Origin of the sequence: Maribacter sp. UBA3344, assembly GCF_002362375.1 — a bacterium.
Classification (GTDB): domain Bacteria; phylum Bacteroidota; class Bacteroidia; order Flavobacteriales; family Flavobacteriaceae; genus Maribacter; species Maribacter dokdonensis.
In genome coordinates, this window is the sequence record NZ_DERI01000026.1 from 153131 (window position 1) to 175096 (window position 21966).

Sequence of the window (21966 nt, forward strand, 5' to 3'; positions counted from 1 at the left end):
ATTGCATGAATGCAAAAAACGAACGTAACGTCTCTTTTAGAGGGTCTGAAGAATTTCTGGATATTGAAGTAAAAGAACCTGTAACACATGCTGCAGGTTATTTAGGCGTACGTGAAGCCCTAAAGCATACATTCAAAGAAATGGGCGTATTACGATCAATGCGCACCTTGCTGAGCATGAACCAAAAAGACGGTTTTGATTGCCCAAGTTGTGCTTGGCCCGATCCCGAACACCCATCACCAGTAGCTGAGTACTGCGAAAATGGAGCCAAGGCCTTAGGTGATGAAGCTACTACCCAACATATTGGTGCAGATTTTTTCAAAAAAAACTCTGTAGAAGAACTTTCTCGACTTACTGATTACGAACTCAACAAATTTGGGCGCTTAATTGAACCTATGGTATTAAGACCCGGCAACGTTCATTATGAGCCAATTTCTTGGCAGGCCGCATTTGATTTGATCGCAGCTGAATTAAAAAAGTTGGACAATCCGGACGAGGCTATCTTTTACACTTCTGGTAGATCAAGTAATGAAGCTGCCTTTTTATACGGTATGTTTGCGCGTGCATTAGGCACCAACAACCTTCCGGATTGTTCTAACATGTGCCATGAGAGCAGCGGTGTTGCCTTGGGAGAAACATTGGGCATAGGCAAGGGATCAACCACTTTAGAGGATTTATACGAAGCAGAGGTCATATTGATAGCTGGGCAGAACCCAGGTACCAATCACCCTAGAATGTTATCCGCATTAGAAAAATGCAAGCAGAACGGTGGGAAGGTCATTAGTATAAATCCGTTAGAAGAATCAGGATTAGTGAATTTTAAAAATCCGCAACATCTAGGCGGATGGATCGGCGGTGGTGAGGACATGGCAGATATTCATTTGGCGGTCAACATTAACCAAGATATACCCCTGGTAAAATTAATTTTAAAGAAATTAGTTGCATTAGAAGAAAAAGGAAATACAGTTTTTGACCATGCATTCATTGAAAAATATACAGATGGTTATGAGTCTTTGATCTCTGATTTAAAAAACTACAATGCAGAAGACCTATTAGCCCAAACTGGCGTATCCGAAGAAAAAATAAATGACACGGTTGCACTATTGGCGAATAAATCTAAAATTATAGTGTGCTGGGCCATGGGTCTTACCCAACATAAGAATGGCGTAGAAAATATTAGAGAGTTCATAAATCTTCTATTGTTGAAAGGTGCTATTGGAAAACCAAATGCAGGTACATGTCCGGTTCGTGGCCACAGTAATGTTCAAGGTGATCGCAGCGTTGGTATTCAGCATTTTGTAGATAGTGCCATGAACGCACGTATTAAAGAACATTTAGGGTTTACCCCACCTGAGCATGAAGGTGTAGATGTTGTAGGCTCCTTAAAAGCGATGTATGAAGGTAATGCCAAAGTATTTATGTGCTTGGGCGGTAACTTTTTAATGGCGGCATCTGATACAGAATATACCGCAAAGGGAATTCAAAATTGCGATTTAACGGTACAGATCAGTACCAAATTAAATCGTACACATTTAATCACCGGTAAAACCGCTCTGATCTTACCGACTATTGGAAGGTCTGAAAAGGATATGAAAAATGGCAAGCCTCGTCATTTTACGGTTGAAAATAGTATGGGCAGGGTAAAAAGATCCAAGGGAATATTAAAACCAGCTTCAGAGGCCATCATGAGCGAACCAGAGATTATTGCCAATTTAGGGCATACCTTGTTCGGCGAAGAACATCCTATGAACTGGAAATCTTTAGGTGAAGATTATGAATTGATCAGAAAGCGAATTGACCAAGTTGCAAAGGGGTTCAATGATACCGAAGAACGTTCAAAAGGCGCAGGCTATTACTTACCAAATAATGTACGTGAATTGGATTTTAGCATGTTGCCCAACGGTAAAGCACAATTTACCATTAACAAACTTCCTGAACACACCTTGGAAAAAGATGAATACATGTTGATGACCATACGTTCTCACGACCAGTTCAACACCACTATTTACGGATTAGATGACCGTTACAGAGGTGTTTACAATGCAAGAAGAGTGGTTTTTATGAATATAGACGATATGAAAGCCATTGGTGTAAACAAACTGGACATTGTTGATATTACCAGTACTTATGACGGTATTGTAAGAACAGCCCATAATTTTAAGATCGTTCCATATAATATTCCTTCTGGAAATCTGGCTTCCTATTTTCCGGAGACCAATGTTTTAGTACCCTACAATCATTTTGCCGATAAAAGCAAAACACCAATAAGCAAGTCTGTAAAGGTTAGACTAGTAAAGAAATAGTTAATAAATACATTTCTGAAATTCAATTACTTAACAATCTCGTAACCGAATAATAAGTTAACAGTAACCTTTCTATAATCATAAATTTTGAAACTTTACGGTCATAAGTTTCAGCATATGAAATCTACTGATTTGGCCGCCTCATGTATTGCCATTCTTGCATTTAATGTCAAGTTTGAGGTGGTTCTATCTCTTTCTAATTTTCTAAAATTCCCAAGAAAGGAATCCCTCATTCACTTATGAAAAAAAGACCGGTTGATATTGTGGTCATTTCCGATGTTCATTTAGGAACATATGGCTGCCACGCCAAAGAGCTTTTAAAATATTTAAAGTCCATTAAGCCAAAAGAGGTAATCCTCAATGGCGATATTGTAGATATTTGGCAATTTAGCAAACGCTATTGGCCCAAGTCTCATATGAAAGTCATTAAACTTTTATTGGAGTGGGTAGCCAAAGGAATCCCGGTACATTATATAACAGGTAACCACGATGAGCTTTTGCGGAAATTTTCGGGCAACAGTATGGGCTCATTAAATATTGTCAATAAAATGGTGATTCCGCTTGAAGATAAAAAAGCTTGGATTTTTCATGGTGACGTGTTCGATGTTACCATGCAGCATTCAAAATGGGTAGCCAAACTTGGTGCAAAAGGATATGACTTTTTAATTCTATTAAATAGAGCCATTAATTTTATAAGCAAAAAAATGGGCAAGGGTCCAATTTCAATGTCCAAGAAAATTAAGAACGGTGTAAAGTCTGCCGTTAAGTTCATAAACGACTTTGAACAGATTGCCGCAGATATTGCCATAGAAAATGGCTATGACTATGTTATTTGCGGTCACATTCACCAACCGGAAATTCGCAATATAAAAACAGATAAAGGAGAAGTCGTCTATTTAAATTCTGGAGATTGGATAGAAAATTTAACCGCACTTGAGTATCATAATGGTCACTGGAAACTATACTCTTATCTTGAAGATCAATTAACCATTGACCATAAAGAGGATAGTAAGGAAGAAACCTATGTACTGGAAAAAGCTGAACTGTTTCAAAGCTTGCTTGAAGAGTTTAGAATAAGTGGAATGACGCAACAGAGTAAATGAGAATACTATACGCAATTCAAGGTACCGGCAACGGACACTTGAGCAGGGCTAGAGATGTAATACCTGCAATATTAAAACATAATGTTTCATTAGATCTTTTAGTAAGCGGCATTCAAGCAGATATAAAACTACCCTACCCCATTAAGTATCAGCTAAAAGGATTAAGCTTTATTTTCGGCAAAAAAGGAGGTGTAGATGTTTGGAAAACCTATTACAAAGCAAACTCTATGCGTTTGCAAAAAGAGATAAAAAGTATACCGGTAGAAGATTACGACCTCATCATTAATGATTTTGAACCGGTTACGGCGTGGGCGTGCAAGTTAAAAAATATACCTTGCTATAGTTTTAGCCACCAAGCGGCAGTACTCTCCAAATTAGCTCCAAAGCCTAAAAAAACGGACAGAATGGGCAAATGGATTCTTAATAATTATGCACCCACCAGCCATCAATTCGGACTTCATTTCAAACCTTATGAACCTAATATCTATACACCTATAATCAGAAACGATATACGATCGGCATCAATTTCCAAAGGCGAGCATTATACCGTATATCTACCATCTTACAGTGATGAGAAATTGTTGAAGTTTTTAAGTAAGATGAAAAGGGTAAAATGGGAAGTATTCTCAAAGCACAATACCTATGAATATTTTAAAAAGAACATTCATATAAAGCCAATAACCAATGAGGCATTTGTAAAAAGCATGGCAAGTAGTAGAGGAATACTATGCGGTGCAGGTTTTGAAACACCAGCTGAAAGCCTACACATGCAAAAAAAGCTAATGGTAGTGCCTATGAAAGGGCAATATGAGCAGCAATGTAATGCAGCTGCCTTGGCAGATATGGGTGTACCGGTAATAAAATCGCTTAAAACAAAACACTTACCCAAGTTGCAACATTGGTTAGATACCGAAACCATTGTGCCGGTAGACTACCCAGATATTACCGACCAAATTGTGAGCCAACTATTAGAGAAATCTCTAAAAACACATTAAAAAGCCACTACTCTATTGAGAGAACAAGAAGAATTCTTTTTAAATGCCCATGAATTTGGCAAAAATTTCACTTGGGGAGTTTCCACCGCAGCATACCAAATTGAGGGCGCGTACGACACCCATGGCAAGGGACCCTCTATTTGGGATACATTTACCACCAAACCAAATACGGTTTTAAATGGTGACAATGCCAATGTATCTTGCGATTTCTATCATAAATACAAGGAAGATATCCTATTGATGAAGTCCATGAATATTGACAACTATCGTTTCTCTATTTCTTGGACAAGAATTTTACCTAATGGTATTGGCTCTGTAAACGAACCAGGTATTCAATTTTATAATAATGTCATTGACTTTTGTCTAGAACAAGGTATTACCCCATGGGTAACCCTATACCATTGGGATCTTCCACAGGTGTTAGAGGATAAAGGCGGATGGACGAATAGAAACATTATACAATGGTTTTCAGAATTTACCAGCCTTTGCGCAACTTCTTTTGGTGATAGGGTTAAACATTGGATGGTTTTGAACGAACCCATGGTATTTACGGGTGCCGGTTACTTTCTAGGCGTACATGCACCTGGAAAAAAAAGGTTGAAAAATTTTCTTCCCGCCGTGCACCATGCTGTTTTGTGCCAAGCGGAAGGTGGCAGATTACTTCGTAAACTAGTACCCAATGCCCAAATAGGCACCACGTTTTCATGTTCGCAAATTTCACCTTACAGACAAAATAACAGAGACAAGAAAACAGCTGTTCTGGTTGATGCCTTATTGAATCGGTTATTTATTGAACCAGCATTGGGTTTAGGTTATCCAACCAAAGAAGCCCCAGTTTTAAAAAAACTACAACCTTACATTCAACCTACTGATATGGAAGATTGCCTGTTTGATTTCGATTTTATCGGAATTCAAAATTACACTCGAGAAAAGGTAAGATATAGTCTTTTGGTACCGTACATAAGAGCTAAAATTGTAAAGGCAAGTAAGAGAAATGTACCTACAACTTTGATGGATTGGGAGGTATATCCGCCTAGTATTTACAACATGATCAAGAAATACAGTTCATACCCGCAAATTAAAAAAATCATCATCACCGAGAACGGTGCTGCTTTTAAAGATTCCATTGACGGAGAAATTATAAATGATATCGCTAGGGTAAATTATTTGCAGCGTTATTTAAACCAAGTGCTTAAAGCCAAAAAAGAAGGGTTGAATATCCACGGATATTTCGTGTGGACCTTTACGGATAATTTTGAATGGGCAGAAGGGTATTTCCCAAGGTTTGGCTTGGTACATATTAATTTTAAAACCTTAAAAAGGACTATTAAAGCCTCTGGTAAATGGTTTGCCGATTTTTTGTCGCGAAAAAATTAGCATTAAAAAAGCCGATGTCTCCATCGGCCATAGCTTATATCTAAAAAAAACATGCACACATCTTACACGCGCAAATCAAAGATAGATGGTGTTCAACAGTTAAATGTTATGCCCATTAAAGCAAACCGTTAAATTATTGAAAAGCAGGCATTCCAGTAATATCCGCCCCTGTAATCAGCAGATGAATATCATGAGTACCCTCATAGGTAATTACACTTTCCAAATTCATCATATGCCTCATTATACTATATTCACCAGTAATACCCATACCACCTAGAACTTGTCTCGCCTCTCGTGCTATTTTTATGGCCATTTCTACGTTATTCCTCTTGGCCATAGATATTTGGGCAGAGGTTGCCTTCCCTTGATTCTTTAATTGACCTAATCTAAAGGCCAATAACTGGGCTTTGGTGATCTCCGTAATCATTTCTGCCAATTTCTTCTGCTGTAATTGAGTTGCCGCAATAGGTTTACCAAATTGAATACGCTCTTTGGCATATCTTAAGGCAGTATCATAACAGTCCATAGCAGCACCTATAGCGCCCCAAGAAATACCAAATCTGGCAGAATCCAAACATCCTAATGGCGCCCCTAAACCAGATTTATTAGGTATTAGATTTTCTTTAGGGACCTTTACATTATCAAATATCAATTCACCGGTAGCCGAAGCTCTCAATGACCATTTGTTATGGGTTTCCGGTGTTGTAAAACCTTCCATTCCACGCTCCACGATCAAACCATGAATACGTCCTTCCTCGTTCTTTGCCCATACTACCGCAATATCACAAAATGGAGCATTGGAAATCCAAAGTTTGGCTCCGTTCAAAAGATAATGATCGCCCATATCCTTATACTTGGTTTCCATACCACTAGGGTTAGAACCATGGTTTGGTTCGGTCAACCCAAAAGAGCCCATCCATTCGCCAGTAGCCAACTTAGGTAGGTATTTTTTACGTTGTTCTTCGGTTCCATACGTATAAATAGGATACATTACCAAAGAGGACTGTACCGATGCCGTAGAACGAACACCACTATCTCCCCTTTCAATTTCTTGCATAATAAGTCCATAACTAATCTGATCTAATCCCGCACCGCCGTACTCCTCAGGAATATAAGGTCCGAATGCACCAATTTCAGCCAAGCCATTTATTATCTGCTTAGGAAATTCAGCTTTTTGGGCATACTCTTCAATAATTGGGGATACGTCTCTTTTCACCCATTGACGTGCGGCATCACGTACCAACAAATGCTCTTCAGATAATAAATCATCTAAGTGATAGTAGTCTGGGGCTTCAAATAAATCTGGTCTCATAACTATGCTTTTATCAAAGATAAATAAAGAAATATAACAATATGAAACACTATAGTTACATTTTTAAATAAAACTCCTTAGTTAAGGCTATATAATCATCAGTATAAGAGTGCCTTTCAGTTTCAATGACCAATTCTGACGATTCTAATGGTGTTTTATTTTTTGAGAATGCCAATAATACCCGCTTCACCTCTGCAGTAGAATTACCCTTTACATAAGTACATTTGATAAGATAAAGACCTTTTTCCTCTGCCATGGCGACAAACTCATCTTTCTCTTTATAGGGAATTACCGTTGTAAACAATCCATTTTCCGCCAACAAAACAGCAGCCGAGGCAATAAGCTCATTAAAAGGTAAAAAACCGTTCTGGCGTGCTTGATCCCGCTGTAAGTTGCCAGAACTGACATTTTCCGAATAAAAAGGAGGATTACACGTGATCAACTCATACTGGTCTTCGATTTCATCAACAAATTCATCTAAGCCGGCGTGATAACAGTACAACCGATCTCCCCATGGGGAGCCTTCAAAATTCTCAACACATTGTTCATAAGCATCAGCATCTATCTCAATGGCATCTACCACATCCGCATTGCTTCTCTGGGCCAGCATTAAAGCGATGATTCCTGTACCGGCGCCAATATCTAAAATAGATTCCAATGTTGTGTCCACTGGCGTCCATGCACCTAACAACACACCATCTGTACCAATTTTCATGGCACAACGATCTTGTTCAATACTAAATTGTTTAAATTTAAATAGTTGGCTCAAGGCAATTTAATTCTATAGTGAATAAGAAATTTTAATCTGTAAGGTTGTTAAGTATTCTGCTTTTGGCATCTGCTAAATAGCTTCTACCTATGGTGTACCTAATACCGCCAATTTCAACGCTATTGCCCTCAACCACACTTACCTTATCAACAGCTATAGTATAGGAACGGTGTATTCTTATGAAATTATCACCTGGTAACTCATCTGTAAAACTGCTTAAGGTTCTGTGAATTATATATTTTGCCGTTGGTGTTATGATCCTAATGTAATCTTTTAGGCTCTCTATCACCATAATCTCGTCCAAATAAATCTTTTGTAACTTCTTTTTGTCAACCTTAACAAAAATGGAAGGCTTCTCTTCTTTTTCAGCACTACCGTTACTACCTATTTTCTTAAGACCTATAATACGATCTATGGATTTAAAAAATCGAGGTAATGAAATGGGTTTCACCAAATAGTCAATGGCTTCTAGTTCAAAGCTCCTTAATGCATGTTCTTCATGAGCGGTGGTCATGATTACGAACGGTTTTTTGTGCAAGGTGCTTAAAAACTCCAATCCGTCCAAATAGGGCATATTGATATCCAAGAACATGATATCTACCTCATTGTCCCTCAAAAAGGTCGATGCATCCAAGGCATTGGAAAAAGTACCCTCTAGCTGTAATTCTTTTACCCTAAGTATATAGTTCTTAATCACATTTACTGCCAACGGCTCATCATCTACTACTATTACTTTTAAAATCATATTACCTTAAGCTTTAAAAACACATTGAACATTTTATCCTCTTCAAAAATCTTTAAATCGTACTCACTCTTAGCGTAGCCCAGCTCTAACCTCTTTTTCACATTAGAAAGACCAATACCTCCTCGTTTTACCGGGTATACATATTCTTTCTTTACTACTGGTATGGAATTGGATACTTTAAAATCCATAAAACTATCGTCAACATTTACATCGATTTTAATCTTCATATCCCCAATATTCTTACTTGCCCCATGCTTAAAGCAATTTTCAATAAGTGGTATCAATAACATAGGTGGTATTTTACAGTTATCAAGATTCCCCGAGATATTCATATCAATCTTCAAAGAATCATCGAACCTTATACGTTCCAAATCTATGTAATTTCTTATACAATTAATTTCACTGGTTAAATCCTGTCGTTGCTTTTTGGTTGCGTACAATAAGTAACGCATTAGCTCTGAAAGTTTTAAAACCACCTCTGGAGCTTGGTCAGATTTCTCCAAGGTCAATGAATATATATTGTTCAAGGTATTGAAGAAAAAGTGAGGTGACACCTGCGACCTCAAAAATCTAAGTTCGGTCTTTAGCTGTCGTTTTTCAAGATCATGTAGCTTGCTACTTTCCCTTAACCAATCTATGGTCAATTTAATCGCTGTAAAAAACGATATCACATAAACCTCACCAATCATTGTCTGCACGGCATACCCAATGGTCAATGAGTTGATAACATCCTGTGCTTCGGGCATAACATCTGTACTTACCAAGTAATACGTTAGGTTATACTTCATCAAGAGCATTATGAACAATGACAGAAGTATATATACCGTATACTCAAAGTATCTTTTGGTATATATAAATTTTGGCATTAGGTAATAGGCATTTAAATACGCCAAAAACATATGAATGGGAAAACCTATAAGGTTGGTACGTAAAGAAAGTAAAAAGTCGTCATGTATAAAGGTCCACCTAAACGTATTAAAGATAAAATAGACAGACCAAAATAAAATATGGTGCCAAGGTTTAATTTCACTTGTACCAAAAAATTTGGGCCTTCTCAAAAACTTCATTAATCTAATGTCCATAGGCTACTAAAACCAATTTATTTTATCCGTTTTTTTGACGTTGAGCAACAATCTACGGTTGTTAAGCTAAAAACATTCAGTTTACGAAGAATTTTAAAAATATTCAATTATAATCTCAGAATAGCCTCCTTAGCTTAATTATTTCTAAATGTAGTTAAAAACGACCTAAGCAATAGTGTAATTTGTAAAATAGAAAAGCAACTTCATCGCTTAGTTTGTGCATTCAAAAACTTTAGAAAAGCTTAGCATAATACAGAAGTAGCAGATTATTCACTACTTACATTTTTCTATTCTTAGGATTATAAGATCATCAACAAGTACAGGACAGACTATTAAGCTATGGATATAATCAATAAAAAATCTTTAAAAACTAAAAAAGCCATAGCATTATTATTGTTTCTACTATACCTTGGAGCAATTTCCCTAATGGCCCAAGAAACACCACGCTCATATATTGCAGAAAATACACTTGAAAACATATCCATAGATGGCAAAATGAATGAGAGTGCATGGCAGACAACCAGTTGGTCTAGCGATTTCATTGATATTGAAGGCACTAAGAAACCCACGTATAACACAAAATTCAAAATGCTATGGGACCAACAATACATTTATTTTTTTGCAAAAATTGAAGAACCACATATTTGGGCCACACTAAAGCAAAAGGATACCATAATATTTTACAATAACGATTTTGAAATATTCCTGGACCCAGATGGCGATACGCACAACTATTACGAATTTGAAATAAATGCCCTAAATACCATATGGGACCTCTACTTATCAAAACCATACAGAAATAATGGGCACGTTACCGATGCTTGGGATTTTAAAGGCATTAAAACCGCCATACATTGCAACGGCACATTGAACAACTCAACGGACATAGACCAAGGTTGGACTGTTGAAGTAGCCATACCATGGTCTTTTACTACAGCCCCAGGTGGAACAACTAAAGTACCGGAAAATGAATATTGGAGAATAAACTTCTCTAGAGTAAACTGGGATTTTGATCTTGATAATGGTACGTATTCTAGAAAGAAAGATAGCAATGGTAATTTTTTACCAGAATACAATTGGGTATGGTCACCACAGGGAGTCATTAATATGCACGAGCCAGAACATTGGGGATATGTCTATTTCAATAAAGGTAGCAAAACCACCAAATTCGATATACCTGATGATGAACATATAAAATGGTATTTATACAAACTATATAGAAATGTCAAGACCAAAAACGACCAAAAATGGTTGTCCATACATGGGGAACTGCAAAAAAAGCCGATTTTAATACAGGGCAAACCGGTTGTTGCTGTTTTAGAAAACAACAACTTTGGCTTTAACATATGGGCAAAAAGCCCATTCACGAACAACAGACTAATTATACATACTGACGGAAAATTTACAACTGACTATGATCAAACCAACTAAGTTTTTACAGGCATTACTTCTTGTACTTATTACTCTTTTCATCTCATGCGGAACAAATGAACAAAAAAAAGAGAAAATAGCCACTACAGATACTTCATCTAACACTGAGACATTTAAATTATGGACATGGATTACTGCTGACAAAGCACGGACAGATGAATCTTTTGATGAAGAGTTTAAAAAGTACGGAGACAATGGTATTAATGCAATACTTATAAATACCTATGGAGATCCAGAATTACTGGCTAGGTTGGTACCAATAGCCAAAAAATACAATTTAGAAGTCCATGCTTGGATGTTCACTATGAACCGCCCTGGCGATAAAGTTGCAGAACAGCATCCAGAATGGTATGCTGTAAGCAGAGATGGCAAGTCTTGCTTTGATGAACCACCCTATGTAGGATATTACAAATGGCTTTGCCCCACAAGAAAAGAATCTCGCGAACACATACTAAGTTTAATTGAAGGATTGTCAAAAGTAGAGGGTGTAGCAAGTTTCCATTTAGATTATATTAGATACTCGGACATTTTTTTACCTATAGGTCTTCTTCCTAAATACAATTTAAAACAAGAAACGGAATTGCCCAGATATGACTTTTGCTATTGCGATGTCTGTACTTCGGAATTTGAAAAAGAACATCATAAAAACCCAAATGATTTTAGCAACCCAGCGATAGATATGGAGTGGAAAAACTTCCGTTTAAATAAAGTAAAAGCTATTGTAGACGAGGCATATAAAATTACACATGCAAATGGCAAAATACTTACCGCAGCGGTATTTCCTTATCCAGAAATGGCAGATCACATGGTTCGTCAACGTTGGGATAAATGGAATATAGATGCAGTTCTACCCATGATCTACAATGTCTTTTATAATGAAGAAATAGATTGGATCGGGTATGCAACCCAGCAAGGTGTTAATGATTTAAAAGGGAAAAACACTGAGTTACATACTGGCATATATGTGCCGGGCATGACACCAGAACAATTGCAGGAAGCTATACATCAATCTATTAGCAACGGTGCAAAAGGAGTATCTTTCTTTGATGGACCTGCCATAACTGAAGAACAATGGCAAGTAATTAGAGCATCACAAAACCCTCAATAATTGTTTCGTACCTAAAAATTTCCTTTTTATTAACACGCTGTTAAGCTTTTCATAATTGTTATTTGTCGAAATTTTTAATAATTAATTGGAATATAGCTCACCTTATGACAGTATTTTATACAAACTAACTTAACTCAAACATTTATGAATAAAAAAATCTCAAGTTTTTTGACCGTTGCTGTGCTGCTGTTTTTTCAAGCAGTAATAGGTCAAGACAAGACCGTATCTGGTGTAGTCACAGATGACACCGGTTCACCTTTGCCAGGTGTTAACGTCGTTGAAAAAGGCACAACAAATGGAACTTCTACTGATTTTGATGGTAATTACTCCATCAACGTTGATGCAAATGCTACATTGGTTTTCTCTTCTTTAGGGTACAAAACCAAAGAAGTAGGAGTAAATGGTAGATCTACAGTAAACACTTCAATAGCGGAAGATGCCAGTGAATTGGACGAAGTAGTTGTTACAGCACTTGGTATACGTAAAGAAACCAAAGCGTTAGGATACTCCTTAACTGAAGTAGATGCCGAGGAAATTGCAACCATTAAAACTCCAAATGCAATTAATTCTTTACAAGGTAAAATTGCAGGTGTAAACATCTCTCAAAATGCTACTGGTGCCGCCGGTTCTAGTAGAGTAGTCATTAGAGGTGCAAGTTCATTATCCGGTAACAACCAACCACTTTATGTAGTGGATGGTATTCCAATCGGAAATGGTAATAACGGTTCTGCCAGTTTATGGGGTGGATCAGATGGTGGGGACGGTATCTCTAGTTTAAATCCAGATGATATTGAATCTATCTCCGTACTAAAAGGTGGTGCGGCTTCTGCGCTGTACGGTTCTCGTGCTGCGGGTGGTGTTATCATCGTTACCACAAAATCCGGTAAGGGCCAGGAAGGTTTTGGCATAGAAGTAGGTAGCTCCGTAACCTTTGACAAGGTAGACACTTCATTACAAGATTTTCAAACAGAATATGGACAAGGAGTTAGAGGTGTAAGACCATCTTCACAAAGCGCCGCATTAGAAGCAGGTAGTTCTTCATGGGGAGAAGCTTATGATGGTGTAAATTCTCCTCAGTTCGATGGTGTTTCAAGACCTTATTCCTATTTAGGTAACAATGTTGACAAATTTTATAGAACAGGGTCTACTTTCATTAACACGGTTGCTATAACCAGTGCTAAAGAAAATTTGACCTATAGACTTTCTGCATCTAATTTGGATAATGCGGATGTATTACCAAATGCAGGATTGAACAGAAAATCTTTTTCTTTCAACTCCAGTGCTATTTTAGGAGATAAGATAACTAGTAGCGTAAATGCCAAATACATTATAGAAAAGGTACAAAACAGACCTAGACTTTCAGATTCCCCTGGTAATGCCAACTTTTCAGTGGCTTTACTTCCAGGCAATATAGATGTAACTACATTACAGCCATCTACCAATCCTGATGGTTCTGAAAGACAATTCTCAAACAATACATTTTCTACCAACCCGTATTTTGCCGCATATAATTTCAATAATGAAGATGTCAGAAATAGAATAATTGCATCAACATCTCTTCGTTATGATATATTGGATTGGCTATCGCTAACCGGTAGAATTGGTATTGATAATGACATTATTAGAAGAACTTCCGTTGAACCTTTCGGTACGGCTTATAAACCATTGGGAGGCATTAACGAGGAAGAAAGAAGATACAATCAAGTGGATGCCGATTTAATTTTAGCGGCAGAAAAAGATATTACAGATAAGTTTGCCATTTCTGCATTAGTAGGTGCAAACAACAACCACGTTAAATCTGAAAATTTATTTTTAGGTGGTAACGACTTCATTGTTCCAGGCTTAGAAGACATAGGCAACACAGTTAGCCAATCTCGTAGTAGAGAATATTCGGAAAGAAAAATTGGTTCCGTTTACGGTTCGTTAGAATTATCTTATGACCGTTGGGCATATGTAACGTTTACTGGTAGAAATGACTGGTTCTCTACGTTATCATTCCCAGGCAAGACTACACCAAATGATGATTTTTACCCTTCAGTTAATGGTAGTTTAATATTATCGGATGCTTTTAATATGCCTTCTTTCGTTAGCTTCTTAAAATTAAGAGGTGGTTATTCTGAAGTTGCAGGTGGTGCTCAAGATCCTTATACATTGGCTTTGAACTATGAAATTTTCGGAATCCCGATCAGCGGTCAGCCATTAGGTAGAGTTTCCGGTAGCATTGTTCCTAATGCCAATTTAGTTGCTTTTAGCAAAAGTGAAACAGAAATTGGTTTAGATATGAGATTCTTTAATAACCGACTATCTTTTGATGTTGCTTACTATAGCAATGAAACTACAAATGACATTGTAGATGTATCAACATCTTTATATTCTGGTTATACCGGGGCTAGCGCAAATCTAGGCAAGGTAACCAACGAGGGTGTTGAATTTTTAATCAGTGGTACACCGATCAGAACTAATGACTTCTCTTGGAATATGACCGTAAATGGTGCTTATAATGAAGGACTGGTAGTTGCAACAGATGATGTTAATTCTGACGTTAACTTAGATGAACCAAGAACACAGAACGTAAGAATTACACATATAGTTGGTGAAACTTATGGTTCTATAGTTGGTGTTTCTTATGAGCGTGATGAAAACGGTACCATAGTTTATGAAGTAGGTGATGATGGTGTACCTAGAGCTGTTGAAGGTGAGCGTAAAATCTTAGGTGAGGGTGTACCTCCATTAACGTTAGGATTTTCAAATTCATTTACTTACAAAAACTTTAACCTTAACTTCTTGATCGACGGAAAATTTGGCGGACAGATCTTTTCTGGTACCAACACTATACTTTATAGTAATGGACTTCACAAAAACACTTTAGAAGGTAGAGAAAATGGTTTAACCGTATCTGGTGTTGACCAAACCGGGGCTGCATTTACTACGACAGTGGCACCTGAAAATCTAGCTGACTATTATGGTGAAATTGCAGATATCGCAGAAGAATTCGTTGAAGACTCTGATTATATAAAATTCAGACAATTAAGCCTAGGTTATTCATTACCAAAGAAAGCCTTAGACAATGTATTTTTAACCAATGTTAATGTATCACTAATCGCTTCTAACTTATTCTACATAAAAAGAAGTGTAGATAATATTGACCCGGAAAGTGCATACACCGTTGGCAACTCACAGGGTCTGGAATATTTTGGAGTTCCTTCTTCTAGAAGTTACGGTCTAACTATCAATGTAAAGTTTTAAAAGAGAACTATGAAAAAATCAATATATATACTAATGTTTGCACTACTTTCTGTAGGTGCATGTGATGATGGTTTTGAAGATTTGAATGTAAATCCAACAAAACCTACCCAAGTTGCTGCGGGTAATAAGCTAACTGCGGTGATGAAATTTATATCTAGTGAAAGATATGACAACTGGAGAGCGGCCATGATCTATCAATCTACCATGATGCAACATGTAGCTACAACTGCCGGTTACTGGAGTGGTGATAAATATACATGGAACAAAGGTTATGCTTCATCCTTATTGGATCGCTATTATGAGAATGCCATTAAATCAATTGAGGATTTGACCTTTCAATTAGAAGAGGAAGAAGCTCTTGAAGAAATGAAGGCAATTGTAAAAATACTACGTGTCTTTGCTTATTCCAGACTTACCGATCTATATGGTGATGTACCTTATAGCGAGGCAGGAAAAGCAGTTATAGAAGGTATTTTTCTTCCTAAATATGATGCGCAAAGCGAAATTTACCCTGATTTGTTAAATGAACTGGAAGAGGCTTCTGCTGCATTAGGCTCTGGTATTTCTGAATTTGGTTCTGCAGATGTTATCTATAATGGTGATCAAGCAAAATGGAAAAAGTTAGCTAATTCCTTGATGTTACGTTTAGGTCTTAGGTTAATTAAAGTAGACCCTACCGCTTCACAAGCTTGGGTTGCAAAAGCTATTGACGGAGGTGTAATGACATCTAATGATGACATCTTTTACCTACAACATGATGCGGACAATAAAAATGGTATTGGCGAAGTGTTTACGGCTGATGGAAATCCAAGAATGAGCGATACGTTCATTAATTTATTAAAAGATGCAAATGACCCAAGATTAACGGTATTGGCATCATTACCTGCACAGAAAATAATTTTCAAAGAAGACCCTGATAACCCTGGTCTGTTCATAGAAGATTATAGAGAAGATAGAACAGTGGAGGAAAGACTAGATCCAGACGCACAAAGAGGTCTGTCCAATGGTAAGGATCTTCCTATGCTACAAGAACAAGATGTTGATCTTGATAATCTTTTCAGCAACTTAAACGACTATTCTGAGCCTAATCGTCTTTTAATTACCTCAGAAACTGCCCCTATGATTTTTCAAACCTATGCGGAAGTAGAGTTTATGCTTGCAGAAGCAAATGTAAGATGGGGTCTAGCAGGTGATGCAGAAACACATTATAACAATGGAGTTACCGCTGCTATGAAACAATTATCACTTTATGGTGATGCCGGTATTATTGCAGATGCCGACATTGCAGATTATCTTGCTGCCAATCCTTATGATTCGGCTAATGCACTAGAGCAGATCAATACACAATATTGGGCTGCCACTTTCTTAAATGAATATGAATCTTTCTCTAACTGGAGAAGAACAGGTTTCCCGGCACTTACACCGGTAAACTACCCTGGTAATGTCACCAACGGTACTATACCAAGAAGATTAACGTATTCTGAAAGTGAACAAAGTAACAACCCTGATAATTATGCCGCTGTAATAGCCGCACAAGGCCCAGATGTTCTTACCACTAGAGTGTGGTGGGATGTTGAATAATAACAATTAAGTTTGGTTTTTGAGTGAAACCTCTCATAATAGTTTTGAGTTAATTTTTTATTGAGTTTGAAAAGGAGAGGAAACTCTCCTTTTTTTGTATAAAATAGTATCTTGTAATCATGAAAATTAGGCATTTATTATACTTCTGCTCCTTACTCGTTTTATGTTGTGAAAATGCTCCTGAAGAGACCAAGGCAACACCAAAATTATTTACACTTCTCAGTTCCAATGATACAGGAATTGACTTTAATAATATTATTAAAGATGATAAGGATAAAAACATATTTGCCTATGCCAATTTTTATGGCGGGGCAGGTGTTGGTGTGGGCGACTTTAATAATGATGGACTGCAAGACATTTTTTTTGCAGGAAATATGGTACCTGATAAATTATATCTGAACAAAGGAAATTTGGTTTTTGAAGATGTTACCCTAAAAGCCGGTATCAAAAATTTTGATGGATGGTCTACCGGGGTCACCATTGCAGATATCAATAATGACGGACACCTAGATATTTATGTTAGCAGAGAACTGTATGATGAAAACCCGGAGTGGCGCAGAAATTTGGTGTACATTAACAATGGAGATGGCACTTTTACAGAAAAAGCTGAAGAGTTGTCCATTGCAAATACCGAAAGAACAAGACACGCAACATTCTTAGATTTTGATAAAGACGGACTATTAGATCTTTTTCTATTGACCCAACCTCCAAATCCGGGAAGTCTTTCTCAATATCACAGTGCGGACAATTTACTCATACCGGAATATGCACTTAAACTTTACAAAAACAATGGTTCTACGTTCAAAGACGTATCAAAAACTGCAGGTATAGACCGCACCGGTTTTCCTAATGCCGTATCGGCAAGTGACATTAATAATGATGGATGGCCAGACCTCTATGTGGCCAATGATTTTTATGCACCAGATTTTCTATTTCTAAATAATCAAGACGGTACGTTTACAAGCATTGAAAAAAACGCTTTAAAACAAACGTCTTACTATAGTATGGGTGTAGATGTAGCCGATATCAATAATGACCAAAATTTAGATGTATTTGTACTGGATATGGTGTCTGAAGATAATTTCAGATTAAAATCTAACATGAGCGGTATGAACATTGGTGCTTTTTGGAAAGTAGTAGAAGACGGTGGCGGATATCAATACATGTATAATACACTACAGCTAAACAACGGTAATGAAACCTTCAGTAACATTGCCCAATTTACCGGCATGTCTGCAACAGATTGGAGCTGGTCTAATCTTATAGCCGATTTTGACAATGATGGTCTAAAGGACACGTATGTCACCAACGGATTATTGCGGGATATTAGAAATACAGATGCTGATAAAAATGTAGCCCATTATATAAATACCACTAGAGCACAATGGCTACAGAACAATCCCAATACCCAAAACATTAAAAGTATATGGGATATCGTAGACCTTGAAAAAGCGGTTAGCATGGTCCCATCCCAACCTTTAAAAAACTACGCCTATCAAAATTTGGGCGATTTGGAATTTAAAAATACTTCCACTGAATGGGGTTTGGACAATGAATCTTTCTCCAACGGATCAGCATATGCCGATTTAGATAACGATGGTGATCTAGATTTGGTGGTCAATAACATCAACAGTGAGGCATTTATTTACAGAAACAATTCGGAAGCAAAACCAAACAGTAACTATCTAAGAATACAATTGGTCGATAAAAACAACAGACCAACATTTGGAACTAGGGTAAATATGTACACTCAAAATGGTGTACAAACCTTAGAGACCACAAACGTACGTGGTATTTATTCTACCAGTGAACCTACGCTACATTTTGGATTAAAGAATTTGACACAAGTAGACAGTCTAACAGTTGTTTGGCCCAATGGAAAAAGTACTGTTAAAAGAGACATCTCGGCAAATCAACTGTTAGAAATTTCATCTGACGAATCTGAAATTTTAGACGTTAAAAATGAAGGAACGGATAAGACTCTTTTTGCAGATATGACCGATGTTTTTCCTGCAAAATTTAAACATCAAGAGAATCAATTCGATGATTTTGAGAAACAAATACTGTTGCCACATAAGCTTTCTCAATTTGGACCAGCCCTTACCGCGGGAGATATCAATGATGACGGATTGGATGATTTCTATATTGGCGGTGCCGCCAACCAAGCACCTACCCTATTTATTCAACAAAAAGATGGCAATTTTGAAGAAAGTCAGGTTGTATTTTGGCAAAAAGAAGCTGGTTATGAAGATGTAGATGCCTTATTTGTGGACATCAATAATGACGGATTAAAAGATTTGTACGTAGTAAGTGGTGGTAATGAGTATCCAAATAACGATTTTCACTATACGGATAGAATCTACTTAAACCAAGGTAATGCGACCTTTAAAAAAGGAGCCATTTTAAATGCTAGTAGAATTAGTGGCTCTGTAGTAAAATCCGCCGATTATGACGGTGATGGTGATATGGACCTTTTTGTTGGTGGTAGACATACTCCGCAACAATACCCAAACCCATCTTCTAGCATGTTATTGGTAAACGACAATGGGCAATTGGTGAACCAAACAGAATCATTATCCCCACAATTGTTGCAAATAGGAATGATTACCGATGCCATTTGGAGTGACTATGATAATGACCAAGATTTAGATTTAATGATTGTTGGCGAATGGATGCCAATTACCATTTTTGAAAACAATAATGGCAACCTATCAAAGGTTGAGAATGAAAACTTTACATCTAGCTACGGCTGGTGGTTCAGCATAGAACAAGGAGATTTTGACAATGATGGAGATATGGATTATATAGCGGGTAATTTAGGTCTTAACTACAAGTACAAAACCAGCTCTGACAAACCTTTTGATGTATATTATAATGACTTTGATGCCAATGGTAATGCAGATATTGTTCTAGGATATTACAACAAGGAAAAACATTATCCATTAAGAGGGTTTTCATGTTCATCGGAACAAATTCCTGCCCTAAAGAAAAAAATAGTAAAGTATGATGCTTTTGCCGCTATGGAGCTAAAGGATGTATATGGTGAAGAAAAACTGAAAAACTCCCTGCATTACAGCGCAGACACTTTTGCATCGGTATACATTGAAAATCTCGGCAATGGTCAATTTAAAATAACGGACTTGCCCAATGTAGCTCAACTATCTAATCTCAATGATATGCTTGTAAGGGATTTTAACGGCGATGGGGCATTAGATGTTCTTGCCGTAGGCAACTTATACGTTTCAGAGATAGAAACCCCAAGAAACGACGCAGGAACAGGACTACTGTTGTTGGGAGATGGTACCGGGAGCTTTTCTGCTAAAAGAGGGCCAGAGATAGGGTTCTTTGCAGATAGGGACGCCAAAAAACTGGTTACCTTAAGCAATGTTCAAAATGACTATTTCTTGGTGGGCAATAATGATGATGTCCTTCAGATTTTTGAATTACAGAAAAACTAATTAATCAATACGCCCGGGAGACCGGGTTTCACTACCCTTTATGTCCAAAAGGGAATCGCCCAATTTGGCTCGCATATCATCCGCCAATTTTTGTATGGTCTTTACCACTTCTGGATGAGCTGCTGCTACATCGGTAGTTTCGCTTTCATCCTGCTCCAAATCATAGAGTTCAATTTGCTCTAGATCAATCATTTTATACACCCCGGGCAATCCGTCTTTACCAGGGGTTTGTCCGTTCATAGTTCTGTACTTGTGAGGAAAATAAAGCTTCCATTTCCCATACCGCACCCCAAATAGCTCATTTACGCGATAATAAAAGAAATAGGCTTCTTGCGGACTCTCATCTGTTTTGCCTGTAAATAAAGACCATGCGCTTTTACCGTCTATCTCTTTCTCTGCCAAAGGGGCATTGACAACGGCTGCTATTGAAGGTAAAATATCTATTGCCATAACAGGTGCCTCAATAGTAATTCCCGCTTTTATTTCTTTCGGATATTTAATGATGAACGGTTCACGTTGACCACCTTCCCACCCGGTGCCCTTACCCTCTCTAAAAGGCAAAGCACTTCCGGAGTGATTTCCGTATGCCAACCATGGTCCATTATCAGAAGTAAAAATAATAATGGTATTTTGGGTTAATCCATTCTTATCAACAGCCTTTATAATTTCACCCACAGACCAATCCAATTCCATAATAACGTCGCCGTACAATCCTCTTTTAGACTTTCCCTTAAACTTATCGGACACAAATAAAGGTACGTGGGGCTGAGGATGCGGTACATACAAAAAGAATGGATTTTCTTTATTACGATTAATGAAGTCAACGCTGCGCTCTGTAATCTCTGTAGTCAAATTCGTTTGATCCGTTAATGTATCCAACACCTTTTCATTCTCATAAAGAGGCAAGGGACCAAAATTAAAAATAGGACCTTGCTGCGGATGTAACGGCCACATATCATTGGAATAAGGTATGCCATAATATTCATCAAACCCTTGATTATTGGGCATAAATTCTTTTGCATCTCCCAAATGCCATTTTCCGAAAATAGCCGTAGCATACCCTTCCGCTTTCAATAATTCGGCGAGGGTAGTTTCATCAGGATTCAAACCTACTTTACTATTGGGCATAAAAGCGTTATGAATACCGATCCTATTAGGATATGTCCCCGTTAATATACCTGCCCTTGAGGCGGAACACACAGCTTGAGCAGCGTAAAAATGGGTAAGCATTGCACCATCTTTAGCCATTTGATCCAAATTGGGAGTATCTATGTCGTCAGCACCAAAAACGCCCACATCATTGTAACCTTGATCGTCCGTAAAAATTAAAATAACATTAGGTCTATCATTTGCAGCAACTCCGGTTTTCTGAGCCAAAAGACACTGCCCCATAACCAATAGGAATACTATAAAGTAAACTGATCTTAAACTCATAACTATTATTTTTACTCTATTA

The 21966-nt window shown here is 37.4% G+C and carries 14 protein-coding genes; 9 read left to right on the forward strand and 5 right to left on the reverse strand.

What is annotated here, in order from left to right; genetic code table 11:
* Nucleotides 1–5 precede the first annotated feature (5 nt).
* The 4 genes from B2Z27_RS16405 to B2Z27_RS16420 all read left to right on the forward strand — a co-directional run bounded on the left by B2Z27_RS16405 (nt 6) and on the right by B2Z27_RS16420 (nt 5778).
* A complete protein-coding gene (locus tag B2Z27_RS16405) occupies nt 6–2303 on the forward strand; it encodes an FdhF/YdeP family oxidoreductase (RefSeq protein WP_286814451.1) in 2298 nt (765 codons plus the stop codon).
* 239 nt (nt 2304–2542) lie between these two features.
* Entirely contained in the window at nt 2543–3406 is an 864-nt protein-coding gene (locus tag B2Z27_RS16410; RefSeq protein WP_058104044.1) for a UDP-2,3-diacylglucosamine diphosphatase, read from the forward strand.
* A complete protein-coding gene (locus B2Z27_RS16415; protein ID WP_286814452.1) occupies nt 3403–4401 on the forward strand; it encodes a glycosyltransferase family protein in 999 nt (332 codons plus the stop codon). The genes B2Z27_RS16410 and B2Z27_RS16415 overlap by 4 nt, the downstream gene beginning before the upstream one ends.
* 15 nt (nt 4402–4416) lie before the next feature.
* Nucleotides 4417–5778 (forward strand): GH1 family beta-glucosidase, encoded by a 1362-nt coding sequence (locus B2Z27_RS16420; protein ID WP_286814453.1) that lies wholly within the window; start codon nt 4417–4419, stop codon nt 5776–5778.
* Nucleotides 5779–5911: 133 nt separating this feature from the next.
* Here the strand turns inward: B2Z27_RS16420 and B2Z27_RS16425 are convergent, their stop codons facing one another.
* From B2Z27_RS16425 to B2Z27_RS16440, 4 genes are read right to left on the reverse strand one after another with little or no spacing between them, the layout of a single operon-like run.
* Nucleotides 5912–7090, reverse strand: a complete 1179-nt coding sequence (locus B2Z27_RS16425; protein ID WP_286814455.1) for an acyl-CoA dehydrogenase family protein — start codon at nt 7088–7090, stop codon at nt 5912–5914.
* Nucleotides 7091–7145: 55 nt separating this feature from the next.
* Complete coding sequence (locus tag B2Z27_RS16430; protein ID WP_286814457.1) at nt 7146–7859, reverse strand: tRNA1(Val) (adenine(37)-N6)-methyltransferase; 714 nt, start codon at nt 7857–7859, stop codon at nt 7146–7148.
* 31 nt (nt 7860–7890) lie between these two features.
* Nucleotides 7891–8604, reverse strand: coding sequence for a LytR/AlgR family response regulator transcription factor (locus tag B2Z27_RS16435; protein WP_071341178.1), 714 nt, complete (start codon nt 8602–8604; stop codon nt 7891–7893).
* Nucleotides 8601–9686, reverse strand: a complete 1086-nt coding sequence (locus B2Z27_RS16440; RefSeq protein ID WP_215998588.1) for a sensor histidine kinase — start codon at nt 9684–9686, stop codon at nt 8601–8603. The genes B2Z27_RS16435 and B2Z27_RS16440 overlap by 4 nt, the downstream gene beginning before the upstream one ends.
* A 339-nt stretch (nt 9687–10025) precedes the next feature.
* Here B2Z27_RS16440 and B2Z27_RS16445 point away from each other — a divergent pair, with 339 nt between their 5' ends.
* From B2Z27_RS16445 to B2Z27_RS16465, 5 genes are all read left to right on the forward strand, one after another.
* A complete protein-coding gene (locus tag B2Z27_RS16445; protein WP_286814458.1) occupies nt 10026–11117 on the forward strand; it encodes a carbohydrate-binding family 9-like protein in 1092 nt (363 codons plus the stop codon).
* A complete protein-coding gene (locus B2Z27_RS16450) occupies nt 11101–12225 on the forward strand; it encodes a family 10 glycosylhydrolase (RefSeq protein ID WP_286814459.1) in 1125 nt (374 codons plus the stop codon). Before B2Z27_RS16445 ends, B2Z27_RS16450 begins: the two co-directional genes overlap by 17 nt.
* 144 nt (nt 12226–12369) lie before the next feature.
* Entirely contained in the window at nt 12370–15471 is a 3102-nt protein-coding gene (locus tag B2Z27_RS16455) for a SusC/RagA family TonB-linked outer membrane protein (protein ID WP_286814460.1), read from the forward strand.
* A 9-nt stretch (nt 15472–15480) separates the two neighbouring features.
* Nucleotides 15481–17052, forward strand: a complete 1572-nt coding sequence (locus B2Z27_RS16460) for a SusD/RagB family nutrient-binding outer membrane lipoprotein (protein WP_286814461.1) — start codon at nt 15481–15483, stop codon at nt 17050–17052.
* Nucleotides 17053–17171: 119 nt separating this feature from the next.
* Complete coding sequence (locus B2Z27_RS16465) at nt 17172–20510, forward strand: VCBS repeat-containing protein (protein ID WP_286814462.1); 3339 nt, start codon at nt 17172–17174, stop codon at nt 20508–20510.
* Here B2Z27_RS16465 and B2Z27_RS16470 read toward each other — a convergent pair whose 3' ends face one another.
* A complete protein-coding gene (locus tag B2Z27_RS16470; protein WP_286814463.1) occupies nt 20511–21944 on the reverse strand; it encodes a sulfatase family protein in 1434 nt (477 codons plus the stop codon). It abuts the gene before it with no gap.
* Between the last annotated feature and the right edge of the window lie 22 nt (nt 21945–21966).